The 22,618-nt window shown below is 37.5% G+C and carries 16 protein-coding genes; 8 read left to right on the forward strand and 8 right to left on the reverse strand.

Going from position 1 to position 22,618, the window contains the following annotated elements:
• The first annotated feature begins 178 nt into the window (after positions 1–178).
• Positions 179–3,202, forward strand: a complete 3,024-nt coding sequence (locus ACYVFA_RS23355) for an ELWxxDGT repeat protein (RefSeq protein ID WP_460474283.1) — start codon at positions 179–181, stop codon at positions 3,200–3,202.
• A gap of 82 nt (positions 3,203–3,284) precedes the next feature.
• On the opposite strand, the gene ACYVFA_RS23360 is transcribed toward ACYVFA_RS23355, so the two are convergent.
• The 3 genes from ACYVFA_RS23360 to ACYVFA_RS23370 all read right to left on the reverse strand — a co-directional run bounded on the left by ACYVFA_RS23360 (position 3,285) and on the right by ACYVFA_RS23370 (position 5,260).
• Positions 3,285–3,851, reverse strand: a complete 567-nt coding sequence (locus ACYVFA_RS23360; RefSeq protein ID WP_460474284.1) for a dihydrofolate reductase family protein — start codon at positions 3,849–3,851, stop codon at positions 3,285–3,287.
• 192 nt (positions 3,852–4,043) lie between these two features.
• Complete coding sequence (locus tag ACYVFA_RS23365) at positions 4,044–4,598, reverse strand: cupin domain-containing protein (protein WP_460474285.1); 555 nt, start codon at positions 4,596–4,598, stop codon at positions 4,044–4,046.
• Positions 4,599–4,705: 107 nt separating this feature from the next.
• Entirely contained in the window at positions 4,706–5,260 is a 555-nt protein-coding gene (locus ACYVFA_RS23370; RefSeq protein WP_460474286.1) for a cupin domain-containing protein, read from the reverse strand.
• Positions 5,261–5,641: 381 nt separating this feature from the next.
• Between ACYVFA_RS23370 and ACYVFA_RS23375 the strand changes: the two genes are divergently transcribed.
• The 5 genes from ACYVFA_RS23375 (at position 5,642) to ACYVFA_RS23395 (ending at position 12,222) form a co-directional block, all read left to right on the forward strand.
• The gene (locus tag ACYVFA_RS23375) at positions 5,642–5,911 is read left to right on the forward strand and encodes a hypothetical protein (RefSeq protein WP_460474287.1); all 270 of its coding nucleotides are present in this window, start codon (positions 5,642–5,644) and stop codon (positions 5,909–5,911) included.
• A 225-nt stretch (positions 5,912–6,136) separates the two neighbouring features.
• Positions 6,137–9,151 carry a ligand-binding sensor domain-containing protein gene (locus ACYVFA_RS23380; protein ID WP_460474288.1) on the forward strand — a complete coding sequence of 1,005 codons (3,015 nt, stop codon included), beginning with the start codon at positions 6,137–6,139 and terminating at the stop codon, positions 9,149–9,151.
• Positions 9,152–9,225: 74 nt separating this feature from the next.
• A complete protein-coding gene (locus ACYVFA_RS23385) occupies positions 9,226–10,296 on the forward strand; it encodes a sensor histidine kinase (protein ID WP_460474289.1) in 1,071 nt (356 codons plus the stop codon).
• Entirely contained in the window at positions 10,286–11,338 is a 1,053-nt protein-coding gene (locus tag ACYVFA_RS23390) for a sensor histidine kinase (protein WP_460474290.1), read from the forward strand. Before ACYVFA_RS23385 ends, ACYVFA_RS23390 begins: the two co-directional genes overlap by 11 nt.
• 116 nt (positions 11,339–11,454) lie before the next feature.
• A complete protein-coding gene (locus tag ACYVFA_RS23395) occupies positions 11,455–12,222 on the forward strand; it encodes a LytR/AlgR family response regulator transcription factor (RefSeq protein WP_460474291.1) in 768 nt (255 codons plus the stop codon).
• Between the two features lie 154 nt (positions 12,223–12,376).
• Here ACYVFA_RS23395 and ACYVFA_RS23400 read toward each other — a convergent pair whose 3' ends face one another.
• A complete protein-coding gene (locus ACYVFA_RS23400) occupies positions 12,377–13,306 on the reverse strand; it encodes a c-type cytochrome (protein ID WP_460474292.1) in 930 nt (309 codons plus the stop codon).
• 18 nt (positions 13,307–13,324) lie between these two features.
• Positions 13,325–13,867, reverse strand: a complete 543-nt coding sequence (locus tag ACYVFA_RS23405; protein WP_460474293.1) for a hypothetical protein — start codon at positions 13,865–13,867, stop codon at positions 13,325–13,327.
• Positions 13,868–14,246: 379 nt separating this feature from the next.
• On the opposite strand from ACYVFA_RS23405, the gene ACYVFA_RS23410 reads away from it, so the two are divergent.
• Together ACYVFA_RS23410 and ACYVFA_RS23415 are read left to right on the forward strand one after the other, a co-directional pair.
• Complete coding sequence (locus ACYVFA_RS23410; protein ID WP_460474294.1) at positions 14,247–15,332, forward strand: GRAS family protein; 1,086 nt, start codon at positions 14,247–14,249, stop codon at positions 15,330–15,332.
• A 37-nt stretch (positions 15,333–15,369) separates the two neighbouring features.
• Entirely contained in the window at positions 15,370–16,521 is a 1,152-nt protein-coding gene (locus tag ACYVFA_RS23415; protein WP_460474295.1) for a pyridoxal phosphate-dependent aminotransferase, read from the forward strand.
• A 25-nt stretch (positions 16,522–16,546) separates the two neighbouring features.
• On the opposite strand, the gene ACYVFA_RS23420 is transcribed toward ACYVFA_RS23415, so the two are convergent.
• From ACYVFA_RS23420 to ACYVFA_RS23430, 3 genes are all read right to left on the reverse strand, one after another.
• The gene (locus ACYVFA_RS23420; RefSeq protein ID WP_460474296.1) at positions 16,547–19,675 is read right to left on the reverse strand and encodes a sensor histidine kinase; all 3,129 of its coding nucleotides are present in this window, start codon (positions 19,673–19,675) and stop codon (positions 16,547–16,549) included.
• Complete coding sequence (locus tag ACYVFA_RS23425) at positions 19,660–20,430, reverse strand: LytR/AlgR family response regulator transcription factor (RefSeq protein ID WP_460474297.1); 771 nt, start codon at positions 20,428–20,430, stop codon at positions 19,660–19,662. The genes ACYVFA_RS23420 and ACYVFA_RS23425 overlap by 16 nt, the downstream gene beginning before the upstream one ends.
• A gap of 444 nt (positions 20,431–20,874) precedes the next feature.
• Positions 20,875–22,618: 3-coathanger stack domain-containing protein (locus ACYVFA_RS23430; RefSeq protein WP_460474298.1), on the reverse strand; the 1,744-nt coding region annotated here is incomplete at its 5' end.

Raw genomic sequence — 22,618 nt, forward strand, 5'->3', positions numbered from 1 at the left:
GATGATTTTACACTGCTATATTATACATCTATGTAATGTCTATATATCATCCTTATACCTCACTGCACTGAAAATAATTCCTCAATCCATAAACCAATAACCTCAACTCATTCACAAGCCTGTTCTTTACTGTTTTGCAAGCCGATAGTTTTGACCATAAATCAAAATTATACGAGCTATGAAAAAACTTTTGACCATTATTTTTTCTCTCTTTATATCAATTGGCTTTGGCCAGAATTCGCTTTTAACGCAAATCAAATCCTCTACCCAGAGTTCGTATCCTCGCTATGGCGTAGATGTAAACGGAGTCTATTATTTTGTAGGAGGCATAGCAAACTCTTCTAGTTACGGTTTCTGGAAATCGGATGGTACTCCTGGTGGTACCACCAGAATTGTTACTGCTACAGGAACCAAGCCTCAGCCCAGCATCCGGAACAAGGAATGTATTATTCCATTTGGAAATAAGGCGCTTCTAATTGCCTCTGATTATTATAATAACTTAAATTATGAATTATGGATAACAGACGGAACACCCGCAGGGACTTTTCTGGTAAAAGACATTAATGTAAACAGTAGAACATCTGATATTAAGAATGTCAAAGTCGTTTCTATGAAAGGAGCACTCAAAGCATTTTTTAGTGCAAATGATGGTTTGGTAGGTGAGGAACTTTGGGTAACTGACGGTACAACCGAGGGTACTAAATTACTAAAAGACATTAATCCTGATTCAGGGAGTTCATCACCTTCGAATTTTGAAGTACTGCAAGATAAAGTACTTTTCGCAGCTACTGACAGTAAAAATGGCCGTGAACTCTGGATAACGGATGGTACTTCAGGGGGAACAGAATTAGTAAAGGATATTTATCCCGGTGTCAAAAGTTCATTTATAAGCACCAGTAAAATAGTAGTGAATGGATATGGGGCTTATATTAATCTATTGGATGGGAGTGTGGCTAACACTACAGTGATGATACAATCGGGGGGGACCTATAATAGTACCTATTCTATGGGTTCCGGTTTTTTAAATGTTAATAATTTAACCCTCTTTGATGAAAAAGTATATTTTACTACTAATCCTATTTATAGCGGTAATCTTTTCTTCCTGGGAATTAATGGTCTACCTACTATTGTTAATAACGAATTTACTTATAGCTCATGGACGGCAGAAAATCTGACTGTTTCTCAGGATAAATTATTCTTTTTAATAAATAATACTGGTGGAAAAACAGATTTAGGAATAATTGAATCGCCTGTTGATGAAGAAATTGCACAGGTAATAAACGTGACAGATGCCAATATTGACCCGTTTCCTGTAAATGCAGAAAAGAGAAAATTCATCCCTATGGCCAATGGAAGTATTTATTTCTTTACTGATCACGAATCGTCAAGTACCAGACTATGGATTTCTGATGGCACTCAACAAGGAACCAAGCCCATTCAGAATTTATGGTACGGCGATTATTCGTATGTGAGAGGGTTCAATAATAAATTGTTTTTCATTACAAATAATACTGAAGGCCAATACCAATGCTATATGACACAAAACGGTGAAGATGCAGTTTTAGTAAAAAATATCACCTCTGCCCTCAATATCGACAATGTGTATCCTTTGACACAATCAGGTGACTGGTTTTATTTCTCTGCTTATAATCCGGCAACTGGTTACGAACTCTATAAAACCGATGGTGAAACGAACACTTTTATAAGTGATATTGATGCTACTTATAAAAGCAATGATTATAACTTTTCAAAAACAGTTTCTAATTCAACAGGCTTGTTTTTTGCCGCCGACGATGGAAAAAATGGCTTAGAAATCTGGAAAACAGATGGCAAGCAAGCTGGTACAGCCTTATTTGCAGATCTTGCACCGTATCCGATGCCCGAAAAAACGATTGCGGAAGAAGATGCTTTTGAATATTATAATAACTCTTCTAAATTCTGGGATTTATATGAGTTTAATGACCAGATTTATATCATGACCTTTACAGGAGTATGGGTAACAGATGGTGTGAGTGCACCTGTCGAACTCTATTCAAGCCCAAGGCTTGGGCAGCTATCAAGTTCTAATAAGTTTGAGTCAGCCAATGGCCAGGTCTATTTCAGTGTAGTTAATGAATTATGGCAAACCGCCGGAAGCATTGAAACCACAGTAAATGTGGGAATTGTAGATCGTGCTTATCCTAACGATACCCGAGGTATCAGAGGCCTGAAGGCCTTAAACGACAAATTGTACTTTATGGGATATTCAAGTATTTATGGCGAAGAATTATTTCAATATAGTGAGGGGAATATCACTTTGGTGAAAGAACTTACACCAGGATTGAATATGTACTTGGGAAATTCGTTCATAGAACTTGTGGGTACAAGTCTCTATTTTACTAAATACAGCACTACAGATGGATGTAAATTGTATATAACAGATGGTACGGCTGATAATACAAGGCTTTTACATTCTTTTGGAAACGCAGGGGCTTGCCCAAGTTATCTCACCAATTTCAAAGATTCGCTTTTAGTTTTCAGTGCTTACGATAATGAAAATGGTTATGAACTCTGGAAATCAGACGGAACAGCGGCTGGTACCAAACTCTTAAAAGATATTTATCCAGGCACTAACTCAGGCGCACCTTTAAATTATGCAAACAATCTTAGATTTGCGGTATTTGAAGACAATGTCTACTTCCTTGCTTCTTCACCAAACAATTATAGACAATTATTTAAATCTGATTTGACAGCAGAAGGTACCGTGCCCCTTACTGGTATAACTAATATATATGCTTATGCTGGGAAAGGAGGTGTTTATTTTGCATCTAATGATGCAACAGATTCGGAACCTGCAAAAATTGAGTCTACTGCTGATTCAAAGAGAATACTGGCTGACTTAGTGCCTAATTGGTACTCATTTCCACAATACTTTGTGCCGCATAACGGCCTTATATTTGTAAGGATAACACTTCAGAATGGCACACATCAGATTCATGTATTCAGAGATTGTAAGAATAATGCGGTATTGGCAGGAGATATTAATTACTTGTACAATCAAGCCTATGATACCATCAAGAGTAGCAATAGAGTTGCAGCCGATAAATCTTATAAACTGATAGCAGGCAAATCTATTGAACTGACACCCGGTTTTGTAGCCGATAGCAATTCAGTTTTTGAGGCTAAAATAGAAGCTTGTGTATATAGCACAACCGATAATTAATAGATTGTAAAAAGAAAATTATAGCTAAAGCCTGCAAGAATTTATTCGCAGGCTTTAGCCTATATAAGTATTATAAGACACTTTATTTGATTGGCTGATATACTAGCATAATAATGCCATTGCTCCATGTGTCAGCACTTTTAAGGCCAAATTTCTTTAATTCCAGATTATCATCGAAAAGCCTCAATCCACCACCAACTGCTACGGGAATTACCATCAATCGCAATTCATCAACTAAGTCATTGTGAAGCAGAGCTTTCACAAGTGTAGCACTTCCATACACCAATATATCACTCCCATCGGTCTCTTTTAATGCTACTACTTCCTGAGCAACATCCCGAAGAATATGGCTATTTTTCCAATCGGCACTGGGCAAGCTAGTAGATACCACATATTTTGGATAGTCGTTCATCCGGTCGCCAAATACACTTCCAGCCTGAGTTGGCCAGTAATCAGCAAACTGTACATATGTATTTTTGCCCAATAATAAAGCACCTACATTAAGCAGCTCGTCCATTTTATATTTGCCCCCTTCGGGTGATCTGTATTGTGCCTGCCAGCCGCCGTGAGGATGATTGGTTTCGTTGCCGCCGGGTGCCTCAACAACACCATCCAGCGTGATGAATTCGGTAACAATAATTTTTCGCATAGTGTTTTCTTGTAAAATTAGCCAATTTATTTAATCAGATGAGGGTCGAAAACGACATTCAATAGGGCGAATGCGCCATAGTTTTGTACTCCGATAATCTGCAAAAAAAGACCGCCTCAAAATTCATTTGAGACGGTTTCTGACTACTGATCATCTATATTTAACACCATGCGGTGAGTAAATTCCTATATATCATGCTAACTCTTTTGCGATGGCAATTGGCGTACAATACTTCTTCACCAATGCTTTTTGATAGTCTTTTGAGAAATAAGCAATACATTTCAACACAGGTTCTAAAAAAGACAAGATGCCGGGCATATTCATTTCACCAATCGTAAGAATGATTGAGGCATTTCTTAAAAGATTCTTTTTGAAGAGGCCATCTATGTTCAGACCAAATCCAATCATAATTGATTTTTCAAAACCTTCATGACCCGGAACAACCTCCGACCTGAATTTAATGGCCACTTCACCCGGATTAAAAAAGCAATGCGGCGTTTTGGGCGATAGTGTAAATGATTCTCCGGGTTTCAAAATCCTAACTTCTTTCTTTTTACCAACCTTTAAGCCTAGCTCTCCCTCAATGGCTGTGAATGTCTCCGAATAAGTTTTATGATAATGTAATTGATTGCTTCCACCCGGTTGTAAAACATTTTCAATTACAGTCTTCTTACCATCAGATTCATAAGCCAATTGTATAAATGTTGCTTGATTCTGCATCTCAGGATTGAAAAAACTTCTTCGCATGATTTTTTGATTTAAGCATTTCCCGAATCAACAGAATCAGAATAAGTCCCTGTAAACTAATTTTAGAAGCCTCTTTTCGATTCATCAACTTTATGAAAAATTGAATATCAAGCCAATTCATTGACTTGAATGGATTGTGAACAATATTTTTTTACTAATGCTTTTTCATAATCTTTAGAGAAATAAGCAATACATTTTAAAAGAGGCTCGAAAAAGGAAAAGAGACCCGGTATGTTCATATCACTTATCGTGATGAGTACGGACATATTTCTTAAAAAATGCTTCTTCATCATTCCGTCTTCAACCAGACTATATCCAACCATAATGGCCTTTTCAAAACCTTCGTGCCCCGGAGCAATCGTAACCTTAAATCTGATTGGCTCCTTACCAGGATTGAAGAAGCAATGAAGTGTATTCGCAGGTACTGTTACTTTCTCTCCCGGTTTCAAAATTCTTATTTCTTTTTTCTTACCAATTTTTACGCCTAGCTCTCCTTCAATGGCTTCAAAAGTCTCTGAATACGTTTTATGATAATGCAATGGATTGCCTCCACCCACTTGTAATAGAATGTCAATTTCGGTTAATTCCCCATCAGTCTCACAAGCAAATCTGGTGAAGGTTGCTTCATCCTGTATTTCAGGATTGATGAATTTTCTTTTCATGGTTTCTTGATTTTTGTGTTAATATTTTATCCAAAATTCATCATTATCCAAAAAAGAAAATAAGCCTTTCAGTTCATTCAACAGAAGATTGGAATAGATTGAGGGAGAAGCCGTTGAATTGTTTATTTCTATTGCAATTGCTTTATAGAGAGCTAATTAGATTTTTATTGGTTTTTTTCTACTAAGCCTTATTTCAATAAAAGCTATACTTAATCCTTCCCAATCACAGCATTTATTGAATTGCCAGAAGCTATAACCTTAAATACTTCAATTGATTCGAAAAAAGCCTCAATCCAGCCGGAAGGGATAGCTAGCCCATACAAAAAGAAAGAACTTTGAGCCATCAAAATAAATAAACAAGTCATTTAAACTGATATTCAAATGAAAAAGCTATTAATGTCCGTTACCATTGCAGCAACAATGTTTGCTTGTAGTAAATCAAAAGTAGATATTATACCAGATCCTGCAAGTTGCTATGAAAAAACCACAAAAGATTATATAGCAGCCTATGAAGAATTTGCACAAGACCCTACTAACCTGACAAAATGTAAAGCTGTGGTAACTGCCGCAAGAAAAGTAATTGATTGCCCCGGAATACCTGCCGCCGAACGAAAACAATTTGAGGAAGCTGTTAAGAACGCCTGTCAATAATATAAATAATGCCGGCTTGGTTTAGAAATTCAAAGGAACACGCATCAAGAGATTTTCTGGTTCGTGTTTCTTTGGCTTAGTATTTTGTTGACTACAATTCATACACGTTTTTTCTCAATTCATACATCTTTTTTTTGAAGACATAATAGCTAAGAGTCTGATTTTCAGAACAATTATTTAATTTTCGGATGCAAAGGAATAATTGTTAATTTTGCTAAAAAGCATTTGAAGAAAACGCTGACACTCCTTATCCTATTTCTTCTTTCTTTACAGCTAAGTCTGCCTGTAAAGGGACAATATACCTTTACCCGTTACACTCCGGCCTCAGGGCTTCTCGCTTATCAAACCAATACAGTTGTGCAGGATAAAGAAGGGTTTATCTGGATCGGCTCAACCAATGGTCTGCAACGTTTTGATGGCAAAGAATACAAGTCTTTTCAGATGGCCAATAGTCAATTGCCCTCTAATCCGGTCTGGCAATTGCTTGTAGATAATAAAAACAACCTATGGGTACTTCTGGCAAGTGGAAAGGTTGGAATCTTTGATACCAAAAAATTCATCTTTCATGAAGTAGAAACACATTTTCGTAAAGAAATATCCCCAGTTACCTATGTTAAGCGGCTGATAACTGACCAATCAGGTCATTTGTTTTATCTGATTGGCGGAAGTGAGGTAATTACTTATAGTCCACAGGCAAATGAGTTTTCTTATCGATACAACTTTATGCCTTTTAAAGCCAAATGGGGTATAGTAGACTTTGTTCAACAACCGCATACCCATAAGTATTGGATAAGTTTAAGCAACGGCGGGCTGGCTGTTTACAACCTAAAAACCAGACGATGGAACGAATCGGGTCATAATCCTGACCATGAGATTTTGATTGACCAACTGAATCCAAAAGAGGTTTATAACCGATTATTTTTTGATAGCAAAAAACGTTTCTGGTATATAACCCCTGTTATATCTCCGCCTATTGGATGCTATGATATTGCTCGTCGTCAACCTGTTCTTATTAATTACTCGTTTAATAATATCCTAAAAGGCAATTACGATATTTTTGGGTTTCATGAACAGCAAAATGGCACTATATGGGTAAAAGGGCAATTGGTATTAGCTTTTTTCCAGGAAGATACCCGTCAATTCCAAATGATTCCCAATGGGTTTACGAGTGAAAAAAGTATTGCCTATGAGCGGGTACGAACCATTTATGAAGACCGTGAGAACAACCTCTGGGTGACTACCAATAATAATGGTGTTTTCAGGTTTAACCCCTCACAGGAGTTTTTTACGAATGTGCATCATCTGAATAGACAATCGGGACTTAGTGGTACAGGAAGGGTTCATGCATTTATGCCAACACGCAAACACACATTGCTTGTTGGTACCTGGGGCGATGGGCTTTCGGAATATGACAAGAACCTTAAACCTATACCTTTCAGAATAAAAGGTTTACCTGCGCATGGGAATTTCAATGTATGGGCTATGTGTGCCTCAGCAGATAGTAATACCATCTGGATTGGTACAGACGGCGGAATTTATGCCTTAAATCAGCAATCAAAATCCTGCCAATGGATACATTGGGATGAACTGACAAACGAGCCCATCAAACAGATTGTAGAAGACAAAAATGGTGACCTATGGATAGGTACTGAAAGCAAGGGTATTTTCAGGGCAAGTCCACAAAATAATTTCAAAATCAATTCTTTTGAGGCTGTCCCTAAAGTCTCTATTAATAAATTACAACTTGACTCCAAAGGGAATATATGGGTAGCTACCCCCGAAAATGGAGCCTTCGTATTTAGTCCTGTTTCAGGTAAAATATTGCGTCGTATCAAATATGAAAACAAACTACTTCCTGAACGTGGAGTTGCTGGGTTCCTTCAATGTAACGACTCATTAATGGTGATTCTTACCGGTACCCGTATAGTCTGCTATAATATGCTCTTGAATCGCTCCAGAATTATTGGAGCACCCGGCAGGATTTCCGGTTTTAATACAGCTGTGGAGAAAGATAAAAACGGATACCTCTGGATAACCAGCACCAATGGTTTATACAAACTCAATTTGCCCAAAACAATTTTTAGCTCTTTTAACCGTACAGACGGACTCGAAAATGAAAACTTTACGCAATCTGCCTCGTATCACCTATCTGATGGCAGATTGCTTTTTGGTACAGTAAACCAATTTGTAGCATTTAATCCTGCCCAGATTCATTCGAATACAACTCCACCGGAAGTCAGGATTACCGACTTTAAGGTGCTCAATAAATCATTACCTGTTGACTCTCTTCTTCAACTCGAAGAAATTGAACTGGAACACAACCAGAACTCCATCCTGATCCGCTTTTCAACGCTATTATACAATAGTGCTTATATGATTAAATATAAACTACAAGGCATTGATAAAGACTGGCAAACGGCTGATAATGAGGCTATTTATAATTATTTGCCTCCCGATCGCTACCATTTTATCATCAAGACCGTAGACGAAGAGGGCAATGAATCTCAACAGGCTACCGAACTGACTATTAAAATAAATCCACCGTTTTATCAGACCTGGTGGTTTTATATAACTATGCTTGTTTTAGCGGCTGCTGTTATTTTCTGGTTGGATACCGAACGGATGAAACGCAAAGACGCTCTGGTGAAGATGCGTAATACAATAGCCGATAGCCTGCATCAGGACATCAGCACGGTGTTGAATAACATCAATGTGCTGAGCGAGATTGCCCGTATAAAAACCGATACTGACCCTGTGAAATCAAAAGAATTTATAGAACAGATTCATGATAAAAGCGGGAGCATGATTGTGGCGATGGATGATATGCTCTGGAGTATTAACCCTGCGAATGACAGCATGGAAAAAGTAGTGGAACGCTTGCAGGAGTTTATTGAGTGTCTGAATCAGGAAAATGGGACAGAGATTTTAATTGAGGTAGAAGAAAGAGTAAAGGCTTTACAACTGGATATGCGTGTAAGGCATGAATTGCTGATATTGTTTAAGGAAAGTATTGAACATCTGGTTTATGCTGAAACGGAAATACGTAAAATCAAGCTGAAAGTAATGTTATCTGTTTTAGATTTTTCTATTGAATTCTTTAGCAGCAACCTGAATCGTCAATTCGTTAAAAGTGTTTTTGAATGTAAGGAATTTATACAGAAGCAAGATGGTCTGCGGGCTCATCTCGACATCCGTCATCAGGAAAAGTATTCGGTAGTTCAGATAAAGATACCCTTATAACACTTCAAGCCTGACTTTGACGGATTCAGCCGAAGCAACTATTTGTCTAATAAAATTTTCAGGAATTTCGTAAAATGAAAGTCAAACTACCCGCATATAATGGTAAAGATAATTTGGTGATGGCGATAGTTACACCGGTGTTTGCACTTATATTCAATTCATATAACTTCTCGCAGCAATACTTTGCCAGTACCTTTAATTTTCTGGTATTGAGTACCTCCACATTGATAGCATTCGGAGCCTATTTCGTTTTTTGCGGGGCAATAGCTGTACAAGTTAAAAAGCGGTTTCCGAACGAGAGGCAGATATCTACGCGTCTTTCTTTGAGCATCACTTGTTTTCTTCTATTGACTTTCCTATTTCTATATCTCTACTTGAATAAACTGGAAGATTGGTTTAGTTTTCTTAACTATCATTTTGTTGAAACAGATCTGGCCTGGAATTACGTGTCATTAGCGCTCCTCAATATTTTCATCACTTTCCTGATGGAAGGTATTGTGCAGTATAATGAGTGGAAAAAAAGTAAAGAAGAAACCGAAAAACTGAGCATAGCCTATAAGAAAAGCCAGCTGATTGGCTTGAAAAGCCAGGTGAACCCACATTTTTTGTTCAATAGCCTTAATTCATTGTCTAGCCTGATTCAGGAAGATGAAGAGCAGGCAGAGACTTTTCTGAACGAAATGACAAAGGTGTATCGCTATATGCTTCGGAATGATGAAGACCCGATGGTATCGCTCGAAATAGAGCTAAAATTTATCAGGTCTTACATCCATATCCTCAAAGCGCGATATGGGGATAGTTTACAGGTAAAAATTGAAATAACTGATAGCATAAAAACAAAACTGATAGCCCCACTTACTTTGCAGGTATTAATTGAAAATGCTTTCTCACAGAATATCATGAGCAAGGCAAGCCCTTTAAAAATTGATATTTGTTCCGAAAGCGAAGAGACTTTGCGATTTAGGAATTCTGTTAACCCCAAGTCCATTACAGAAGCCATTGACTTTGAGTCAGGGCTTGACCATCTGGTAAAAAAATATCAGTTGCTGGGCAAAAGTATAGAGGTAGATGAGCAAAAAGTTTCCTGCCGGACTATTACTATCCCTTTAATCAAAAAAGAAAAGGAGGTGAGCTATGCACTTTAAATCTATACCTAAACTAGAGCTTTTCAGCTTTTTGTTTTCGATGCCATTTATTGTTTGTGTCGCACATCTGTTTATGTATGAAAATACCATCTGGCAAGACTCACGCCTGTGGTTATATTCGTTTCCCTTGGTTTTTGTTTTAGGCTTTATCGTTTGGTTGATACGTTTGCGTTACAATCAATATCTAGAGCGAATTTATCCACAAGTACAGCAAAGTTTTGCACGGATTTCCAGAAAACTGATTTCTCTGCTTTTAATTTGTTTGGTAGGTACTTTCGTGCCTGTAACATTTTATGGCTTCTTTCATTTGTTTGGTTACGAGTATCAAAATGCTCATTTCTGGAAATGCTTCGCCTTTGTTTTCTTTATTTATCTTACTTTCGAAACCCTATTTGAGGCTGATTTTATACTATCAAAGCTAAAAGAGACTGCCATTGAAAAAGAAACACTCAGACAATTGGCTATCAACCAGGAATTTGATACGCTCAAAAGCCAGGTCAATCCGCATTTCTTATTCAATTGTTTCAATACGCTTTCTTCATTAATTGCCGTAGATAAACAAAGAGCCGAACAATTTCTGGACGAGCTAAGTAAAGTATACCGATACTTACTAAGAAACAACGAAGAAGGCATGAGTACAGTAGATAACGAAGTCAGATTTATTCATTCTTATTTCCGGTTATTGCAAACCCGTCATGGAGAGGCAGTAAAAATGAATTTGCAAATAGATAAGCAATACTACGGTTACCTCATACCCTCGCTCACTTTACAACTTCTGGTTGAAAACGTAGTGAAACACAATTCATTATCTAAAAACAAACCCTTAGTGATTGATATATTCTCAACCAGAGGCAAAAAACTGGTGGTCAATAATAATATTCAACCCCGGACAATCAAAGTGCCGAGTAATGGGGTAGGGCTCGAAAACATTAAAAACAAGTATAGCCTTTTAAATCAACCAGGGTTTCAGGTGCTATCTGACAATAAAAATTTCACGGTTGTATTACCCCTGATTTGGAAGCCCGCTACAATTCATTCATAAAAAATTACAATTCATCCACTATTTAGCTGATTGCACTTAAAGGTGTATGAGGATAAAGAAGCTCTTTTTAAATTAGTATAAAAAATACTCAGTTAACCTTTTCGTGACATTGGTTTATGAAAATTCTAATTATTGAAGACGAAGATCTGGCAGTGAAAAAACTCCAGAAAACACTAGCGACCGTAGACCCGACTGCACAAGTAGTAGGGGTGGCAGATAGTATCAAAAGTAGTGTAGAGTGGCTTGCGGCTAATCCTGCCCCTGATTTGATTTTAATGGATATTGAATTGGCCGATGGACAAAGCTTTGAGATATTCAACCTGATTGACATTAAATGCCCGGTTATATTCACTACTTCTTATGATGAATATGCTTTGAAAGCATTTAAGGTAAATAGTGTAGATTATCTGCTGAAACCTATACAGAATGATGAGTTACAGGTAGCCTTAGAGAAATTCAAAAAACTGTCGGTTGCTTATAAATCGACAGATACTTCGCTGGAGAAAATTGTAAAAGAATTGCAACAGAAATTGCAACCTAAAGAATATCGCAAGCGGTTTCTGGTGAAATACAGTGCCAAACTGGTAAGTATTGAAGTAAAAGACATCTGTTATTTTTATAGCGATGGCCGTCTGAATTTCTTTAAAACACCAGATAATAAGCGATATGCTGTTGATTATACAATGGACGAACTGGAAGAAATGCTTGAACCTGAATTATTCTTCCGCATCAGCAGGTCTTTTTATGTATCAGTAGGTTGTATTACTAAAATTGAAGATTATTTTGGTAACCGTCTGGTTTTAGCATTAAATCCGCCTGTAGATAAGGAAGCAATCGTAAGCCGCGAAAAGGTAACTGATTTTAAAAAGTGGATGGGTAAATAGAGTGCTTATTTTTTTACAAGTTTATCAGCATTAATATATATTCTGGTAGAGGTTTAGTAAATAGAAAAAGGTCGAAACTAATAGTCTCGGCCTTTTTGATTTTCACTTTATTTTTAAATACTCAAACTTTATAAAACAATCCTACACCTATATCTTATCCCTCTTTGGGCATCTTTGCGGGTTTCACCGTTTGTAAATATCTGTAAATCGCCTTTAGTTGAGTGTCATTCATTCTTTTGAACGATGCCCATGGCATTTCACTTTGTGGTATCACCTTGCCTCCTTTCAGACGTGCAATAAAAGCCTCTTCACTCCATCCGAAAATCTTACTTGTGCTATCGGTTGTGATATTAGGGGTAATAAGCTCACCGATTTTGTTTCCACCGGCAAATGGGGCACCTGTATAACCTCCGGCTAAGCCTCTTTGTGTATGGCAACCCACGCAATTAGCTACATTATGCGCCAGGTAACGACCATATTCAACTGTAGAGTCTATCTTTATCGATTTTGCAATTTTTTCACTTGGCCAGACTGGTTCTACTAAAAACGCTTTGATGATTCTACCCATTGGCTGAAACTCATGTTCCTTTCTAGGCTTGTTGATTGGTTTTAGTGTACGTACATAAGACACAAGAGCCGTTAAATCTTCATCTGATACGTTATGAAAAGGCATGAAGTCAAACATAGCAGTTCCATCTGCCCGAACACCGTAGCGTAGGGCACGTGCTAGCTCACCATCTGTACGTTTTCCGACACCGTGTGTTGGATCAGACGTAATATTAGGGCTATAAATAGTGCCTACCGGAGGTATTTTAAAGGCAAATCCACCACTTAATGGCGCTTCCTGCCCTAAGGCCACTAACGAATCAACATTTGCTGTACTATGGCAGTTAGCACAGTGCGCAGGCCCTAGCGCCAAATTCTTGCCATGGGCAATGATGGCGCTGTCTTTACTCGCCTTAATATTCGGATAAGGCGCTTCATAAGTAAGGTTCTGGCGCATAGATACCGTCACTACAAATATGATTACTACACCTAATAAGGAAATACCTATCCATTTTAGAGTTTTGAGAAAAATTTTCATGGTTATCTGATTTTGAGATTAAAATTTCTTTTGAAATGGTAATGTGCTGCTGGTGCCGTCGATGGTAAGATTAATTACTCTCGTACCATTTGCTTCTGTATCTAGCGTATAATGGTAAGTATTATCTTTAGTCATTTCGTCAGCATCCAGCTGGCGATCTTCTACTATTTTTCCGTTTACTGTGCGGCGGTATTTAGAAGAATAGGCATGAGTGGTGATGGTCTTGGCAGAAGCATCAATTTCTATGGTGCCTTTGGTAACCGATTGCTGATATGTCTGGCTGGTGTTGCTGGTAATGCCAGAGGTAAAATACTGTTCAAATGTGCCATTATCGTTAAACTTAAAAGCAATGGCCAGTTGCAAGGCATTACCGGTATAGCTGGCAGGTTCCTGGCTCCAGTATTCAGTCATAGAAAAATTTCCGAACATCCAGCTACCTTGTATACTCATCGGCACCTCTGTTTTGGGGCCTCTTCCGTATTCTGCTTTGATGTCGTCTACCTCACAACTTATCAGCAGGGCAGAAAACAATACGGCGATTGTTACAATTAACTTTTTCATAAATTCTGTTTTTTAGTTCCTTGGGCAAAACTAAAAAGGCTATTAGGCGCAGAAAATGTACACTGGCATGAGTTGAGAGAATTTATGAACGAACTGTGTTTTTGGAAGAAGAGATTATTCTGAAGAATTATATAAGTAGCAATTAAACTCATAAGACCAGCATAGCCAATCAGGTGCAATATTCAAGGCATAAAATACTGCTAATGTTTGTTGATAAGTTTAGCCGCAAGAGTAGGAGATTTTAAAAACAGCTTTTTCAACTCACTTCCATCTGGGAAACAATTCATTTTCATTTTCCTGCTATTCGCCCGAAAAAAATTTACTGAGCAGTCTGCATTGAATAGTTTTGAATCATCAATCAAAAACAACTCATTATTCTATGGAAATTGTATCAGCCAATACACAAGTAATTTTAAAAGATCTGGCAAGCAGAATGCCTGACTCATTGACCGAAGTTGATAAAGCCTTGCTGAATGATATTTATCATGAATCTTTAGAAGACCTGGAAGACCCTGAGGCGATGTTTGCCTATACTTTGGCCAAAGCCATGAGAAAACACCTGATGGTAGGGCAATCGCAAGAACATATTTATTTACAACGTTTCGAAATCCCTCAGATTCGTTTGTTTGAACTATTAATTCAGCAATTCCCATTGGCAAATCTTAGCCAGCACTGTACCAATATTCTATTGATAGATGCGCTGGTAAATCATTCATGTCCGGTTTTGATGGATATTGGCATCGGAACAGGTTTTCAGGTAAGTAATATTATTGAAGGCCTTATTAAAAGAACAGATAACCAGATAAAATGCCTGACTATTGTCGGAATTGAACCTTTTGCAGATGCCCTGAAAATGACTGAAACAAATATCAAACGTGCCAGTGAGAATGCCCCTTTCGAAGTAAAACTCATCGTCAAAGAAGCATTTATTGAGCAGATGTCACAAGATGAATTACGCCAGATGCTTCCGGCTCAATACGATGGATTATATGTAAACGCTTCCTTTGCCTTGCATCATATCCAAAAGTTGTCTCAGAGAAAGGCGGTTTTTGAAATCCTGAAAAATATGAGTGTAGATGCCTTTGTATTGAGTGAGCCTAATTCTAATCATTTTGAACCAGCATATCAAAAGCGTTTCCAGAACTGTGTTAATCATTATGGGGTCTTATTCCAGATTATAGATACATTGTCTATTACAACTAAAGAAAAAGCGGCATTAAAACTCTTCTTTAGCCGCGAAATTGACGATGTATTAGGGAATACAGAAGAAGTAAGGGTAGAAAAACATTTTGCAACTGAGCAATGGGTACAATTATTTGAAGAAACCGGGTTTGTATTAGAAAAACGCACAGCTCCATTCGAATATTCAGATTTAAATGGAACAAACCTGAAAGCTGACTTACCCAACAGATACGCCACCGAATTCAAAGGCGAAGAAATAACCAGCCTTTTCTGGGCCAATTAATATAAAAAAAATCGAATTTCTCTTTTTAAAAAATACCATGAAAACTACAGAACAATTAATAGCCAAAACAAGTCAGGTATCAGATTATACTGCGATAGAACAAATGCTTTGGGAAGAATTAGAGCAAAATGAAGTAATGAGATTGCATTGTAACGAAACAGCCTTTGATATTCCGCAAAACCTGAAACAGCAATTGGTCAATAAAATGGTTAATGTATCCTGGAATCGTTACCCGGATTTTCATCAAACGAAACTACATACTTTAGTAGCCAATCAAGCAGGTTTAACTCCTGAAAACATTATATTAGGCAATGGCTCTTCGCAATTGATACAGCAAATGATTAATTGCTGTTCTAAATTCCTCTCAGAAGCCATTATTGAGAACCCGACGTTTACCTTGTATCATCAGATTTGCCAGAATGAGCAAATGCCATATAGAAACTGGAACATTAGTGAAGAAAATACCTTTGACCTCAATACTTTCCCACAAGTAAACGAGCCATCATTAATTATTCTGACATCACCGAATAATCCGACAGGATTAAGTTTGCCTCTGGCTACTTTACAAACTTTGTTGAAGAAACACGCCAACTGTATTTTTATTATAGATGAGGCTTATGGCGAATTTGGTGAGCAATCTGTTCTGCCATTAGTCAATGAATATGCTAATCTTCTGGTACTTAAAACACTTTCAAAAGGTTATGGCTTACCAAGTATCAGATTTGGATATGCTGCCGGAAGTACTTCATTAATAAATTTGATCAAAAAATATACAATTCCTTTTACGATTAATATTTTTACCGAATTGGTAGTAACCGAGTTTCTGTCTAATCCGGAGTATATCAATGCTTTAAAAGTGAACCAGGCAAGGGTGAAAAATCTGAGAGATTTTGTTTTCTTTTTGCTTGATGAAATGTCTGATGAAACCTCTTTTAAAGTTCTGCCATCCACGGCTAATTTTTTATTGCTCCGTTTTCATGATGCCAATTTACTAGAGCATATCAAAACAACATTAACAGCAAGAAATATCCTGCTGAGTTACCCTATGACCCAATGTCTTCGCCTGACGATTGGTACTGAAGTAGAGATGATGCAAGTGGTAAGATTGATTCAATATACATTGAATCAGCATAAATATGCTTCTGCTGACTTGACAGAGGCACAATCTACAAAAGAAATAATAGGATAACTCAATCTTGTCTTTAGTTATTCACTTAAAGTAGCGGCACTTTTACAATAAACTCAGTCTCGGTTTCCAGGGTTTCTACAGGTGTTGTGCTCAGGTACTTATAGAGCGTTTTCAGACTGTCTAGTCCTTGTTTATTAGAGGTTTCTACGAATTTCTTTTTCTGGATATTGTTTTTTACAATCAATTGTTCATCCTCTATATAAACTTCTATGATGAGTGGCTTGTCTTCCTCAATAGTATTATGTTTGATAGCGTTCTCAAAAAGATTCTGGAGGGTTACAGGTACAATTTCACTTAACATATACTTTTCCTCAATCGTGATATTGACCTGTAAGCCCTCTTCAAAACGTGATTTCTGAAGGTTTACATAGTTTTTAACAAAAGCTAATTCCTGACTTAGCGTAACGGTTTCGGTATCTTTATTCTGTAAAATATAACGGTAAATAGCGGAGAGTTTCTGCAAAAAATCAGAGGCTACTTCAGGTTCTGATAAGATAAAACCATTTAAAGAGGTAAGGCTATTGAACAAAAAGTGCGGATTCAGGTGATTAATCAGGTTCTGGTATTGAATTTCGGTCTTGTCTTTTTCTAATCGGGTTGATTGAATCTGCAAATGATGGATTTTCTTCCGCTGATCAGTCCGGTAACGAAAGAAAGCAATAATAATGAAAGCAATAGCACAAACACATAGCACTTTGAACCACAGTGTCCGATAAAAGAGTGTATCAATATGAATTCTTAATACCTGAACAGGTAAATAGTTCTGATTGATATCTTTGGCTCTTATCTTAAACAGGTAATCACCCCCATCCAGATGCCCATAAACAGCCATCTTTTTACTTTCTTTGTTCAGTACCCAATTCTTGTCGTAACCTTCCAGCTGATAAGAAATTTCATACATATCATTATTCGGAGGTGTAAGGATACCAAAATAAATGTAAAATGAGTTTTGCTTAGAATCAAAATTGACTTGTGAATTGTTTTTATAAAGGATAATAGAAGTATCGGCAGTTGAAATACGGTTGAAGTATAACTGATCTTTGAAAGAGGGCAGCTTAAAGTCTTTAAAATTAAGCAACACTGCCATTTGTTTATAAATCGAAACTATTTTTTTATTTTTAAGCGTAATTATTCTGTTTCCCCAATCTGAAAATAAATTGCCGATTTGGGAGTTAAAGGTAAATGTCTCTCTTGTTTTCTCGTTGAAATACATAACATTATCCAGAAAAGTCATACAAAGATTGTCGTGCTCATCAATAGTTAAGCCATTGATTAAATCCATGTCTAAAACTGTTCTGAAGTCGTAAGTTTTTGGATCAAATTTGATCAGGTCATAAGTGCCAAGCCAGAATTTTCCATTTTTATCTTCTACAAAACCCGAAAACCCGATTTTAGCAAAATCAATGTCCTGTTTGGTTTTGATAACCTCAAATGCTTGTTTTTCTTTTGAAAACCTGGCCAGACCACCCGAATGAATGGCAAGCCAGAATTCTCCACTTCGGCTATATAAAGACAAATTCGGTGCAAAGTATTTATTGGTATCCTTTAGTTCGGCTCCTTTACTGAATATAATCGGATACATCTTCCAGGTCTTTTTTTTCAGGTGGTAATTAAGGGTTTTATAAATTCTTTTTCCTGTCAGAAAAACCCACAACGAATCACCCATCAATCTTGTATGGGAAACAGAGTAGCTGACTCCATAAGAAATCAATGGGTGATTCTTTATTTTTTCAAATTTTTTCGTCTTCTTTTCAAACAGGAAAATTTCAAAAGGCTTAACTACAATTAGCTGCTGTTGATAATCATTGAGGATAATGGGTATATCATAAACGCTTAAATACTTTTTGTTGGTTGGGACCTGATAAGTGGCAGATTGATTTGTTTCCGGTTGATACCTGATCAGGCGATTATCGCTGGTTGACATCCACCACGAGCTGTCGCGAGGTTCTTCTACCAGATTTAAGAAGCCATTTTTGTCATCGTCTTTGAAAAAAGCTTTCGAAAAATCAAAAACATCAAAGATTTTCCTGTTCGGATAAAGTGCTGATAAACCATTTATGGTTGAAATGCCATTTAAAGTTGCAAACCATATTGTTCCATTTTTTTCTTGTAAAATATCAAAAAAACGATTTGCTGTAATAGAGTTATTATTGCCCCTTTCATATTTAATCTCAGTAGTCATATTTTTTTTCATGTCAATATAAGCAACCCGGTTATTGAATGAACTTAACCAGATATTCTGATTGATGTCAAAAAACAAATCTGAGACTTCAAAAAAGGAAGACCAATTACCCTTGGGCTTAAATCTTTTTATTATTTTGTGGCTTTTTGTATCATACCAGACAATTTCCTGAGCAATGTTATCGACAAATGTTACTTTGTTTTTATCGATAGTTAATGCAGAAGGAGATTGAATTTCAAAAACCGGAATTTTATCAGGATTAAAAAGCCGATTGACTGTTTTCTGGCTTGAAAAGTCTAAATAATTCAAACCATAATCATTGTTACAAACAATCCATAATCCTTTTTTATCAGGGTCTTCTATTAATCCATTCTGAAGAATTCGGTTAGAACTGAGTGTCTGGTAGTTGGCATCATCATGTCTGAAATTTTGCAGATGATTAGTACGTGAATCAAATTTAAACAAGCCGCGGTCACGTATGGTAAACCAGATATCTCCTCTGGAATCACAAATAATATTGAGGCAAACGTAATCTGGTTTATTCAGACCCTCAATGGTTATAAAATGGTTCTTTTGCTTGTCGAAATAACATACACCCTCACTTGTCCCTACCCAGATTCTCCCTCGTTTATCTTCACATAAAGCCAGCACATTATTATCTACCAATGAAGACGTATCATTTCTTTTATGCTTAAACGTAATGGTCAATTCAGAGTCATAGCGTTTAAGCCCACTTGCAGTTCCGAGCCACAGATAGCCGTTTTGGTCTTTAAGCATACAAAAAATACTGTTCTCAAGACTATTATCTGATACCTTGATCTGATTAAATGTATAAGGCACCCTTTGTGCAAAGGTTAACGAAATGGAGTTTATAAAAAGCAATAAAATAGCCAGGAGAAGAAGGCCAGAGTGGAATCTCCTGTTACTATTGTATTTCCTGATCCTGTATGCTTGGTTTATTTTTCTAGCCATTTCTTGAAAATTGGTGCTTTCTGGCGGCTGATGTCAATTTCTATCGCCTGATGAGGTTCTTTTAATTTGACCATTAATTTCAGGTTTTCCAGGCCCCACACCTTTTGAATGATATCTATATTTACAATATACTGCCTGTTAACTCTATAGAAAATATCCGGGTCGAGCGTTGCTTCAATTTCTTCCATCGTATTATCCAGACTGAACTTCTCATTGCTTTTTGTTACAATATGCACCACCATCTCGTAATTGAAATAAGCAATATCTTTGGTTTTTACCAGTATCCACGAATTACGGTGATTACACAAGAAATGCTCCTTATAGGCAGGTTTAGGAGCATTGCCGGTTTGGAGCATCTCCATCAACTTGTTTAGGTCAACGGGGTTTTTAGTTTGTTTCTGATTAATATTTTTTGCCTTTTCAATGGCATGTTGTAAATCAGCGGGTTCTACTGGTTTCAACAGATAATCAATGCCATTCACTTTGAAAGCGCGAATGGCAAACTCATTATAAGAGGTAATAAAAATAATCGGACAACTAAGTTTAAATTTCTCAAAAATCTCAAAGCTTACTCCATCAGCTAATTGAATATCGGCGAATACAACATCGGGCTCGGCATTGGCCGCAAACCAGCTAAGTGCAGTTTTTACGCTGGGGAGTATATCTAAAATCTTTACCTCAGGATTGGTTTTCGCGATTTTTATGCACAATTCTCTGGCTACAATCTTTTCATCTTCAATAATGATGGCGTTCATTTCGGTAGACTGTTTTTTTAGAACAAATTATCAAAAAACTAAATGAACTGCAAAACTTTGGGAAATGAATAGTTAAAATCCGAATCTGAATGGTATAAAAACCGCAAGCGAGTTGTTTATAATTGGAGGCTTCATGACACTGACTGCCGCCCTAAGCTATGGTGAGTTAAGCGGGATGTATCCTTTTAACTTATCTGACACTAAAGGCATTAAACCGAGACCTGGCCAGATTTAATCATTGCAGTTTTAGGCATCTCTGTTTATTATTTAACAAGGCGTAAAGTTGAATGATAATCTGTGTCGGCAATCTATTGCTGTATAAACAATAAGGCTTTATGAAATTACTCCATAAAGCCTTATTGTTTTAATTTTCAACTTGTAGTTTACAAGCTACTTTATACTTTGGATACAAATGAACCAACATTCAATTCATTGAATTTGCCCTTAATTACTACATCCTTGAATCTGGGCTTTGAAAATGCTGCCATCTTTCGTCTCAAATCCTGGATTGAGAATAATGGCTTTCCCTGCATTATAACTTACATTGGCAGGAGAGATGATTTTATTGCTCGCGTTAATCTGTAATGCCGCCTGCTCTGTAGTGGTTCCTGTGCTGATGTCTGCCATCAGATTTTTAGAGGCAGGAGTAACTGTTAAGAAACTCATAGTCGGATTGCTTGCAATTACCTGATTGGATGAGGCTACTCTTATGAGATAATGCCCGCTCATAGATAAATTCTGTGGTAATTGACAAACAACTGTTCCCGCACTATTACTTGTTCCTATCACTACCGGATTCCTGAAACTTCCTGTGGTGTCTGATAACTGAACCTTAAAACTGTTTCCGGAGTCGAAACTACCTGTGGTAGCAAATGTTACGTTCACCGCGCTTCCGGCACAAAGATTATTATTTGATACCGTTGGAGCACTGATAGTTGCCATAGTACCCACAACTGTGAAGGTAGTTACCACAGGCCCGTAAACAACTCCACCAACTCTATTGTCTTCCTGATAGCCTGTGACAGTTAATGTATATGTACCGGGAATGAAATTCCGCCCATTAAAATTATCAGCAAGGTTATCAAAAACAGCATAAGGTTCTACGTTTTGCAGAATTGTCCAGTTGATTTCAGGACCAACAATGGTCATATCAACACTACCAATAGGAGTAGTTGGGCATATTGGCGCTGCCATGATAGACACTTGTTCTGGAATCTGCTGAATGACCATCCCATCAGTCAGAGAAAACATCAATTGGTAAGGGCTACCGGCCTTGACATATCTATAATCAACTACCTGTGTGCAAGGGTCAATACCACTCACAATCACATTAGTGGTAGCAGTAGTCGAACAAGATCCAGTAGTTACTGTAACCGTATAAATGCCACCATTACCAATTATTGCATTCTGGATAGTAGGATTCTGGCTTGAACTACTGAATGAAGCCGGGCCGGACCAACTATATGAATCACCACCGGAAGCACTCAAATGAATTGTTTCACCTATATTATAAGGCCCTGTATTAGAAGCATTAGCTGTAGTCAGTAAATTTTGAGTAACGCTGGTAGTAGCCGTAGCAGTACAACCATTGCTTGCTGTAACAGTCACAGTATAGATACCCGGAGAGCTGATGGTAGCCAAGGCATTGGTTCCCAGGCCATTAGACCATTGATAAGTACCTCCACCACTGGCAGTTCTGGTTACACTGGTCGTGGTACAATCCAGGTTTGTTGAGCCAGTTATTGTGGCTGTCGGCGGTATGGTACTTTGTGTCACACTGGTAGTAGCCGTAGCAGTACAGCCATTGCTTGCTGTAACAGTCACAGTATAGATACCCGGTGAGGTAATGGTTGCCAAGGCATTGGTTCCCAAGCCATTGGACCATTGATAAGTGCCGCCACCTGAAGCCGTTCTGGTCACGCTGGTCGTGGTACAACTTAAGTTTGTTGAACCTGAGATTGTGGCCGTAGGCGTTTCTCCTATCTGTAAACCTGTAACTGCGGTACTTGTTGGAGAGGTACAAATACCCACGGTACAAGTAGCTGTAATACTATAAGTGCCTGCACTTGATAAAACTAAACTTGTTCCTGATGCACCTGTTGACCAGTTCACTGTTCCTGCACAACCGCTGGCTGTTAAAGTTAAAGTACTTGGTGAACACACTACTTTTGTAGCAGGGGCTGTGATA

Source organism: Emticicia fontis, assembly GCF_054779675.1.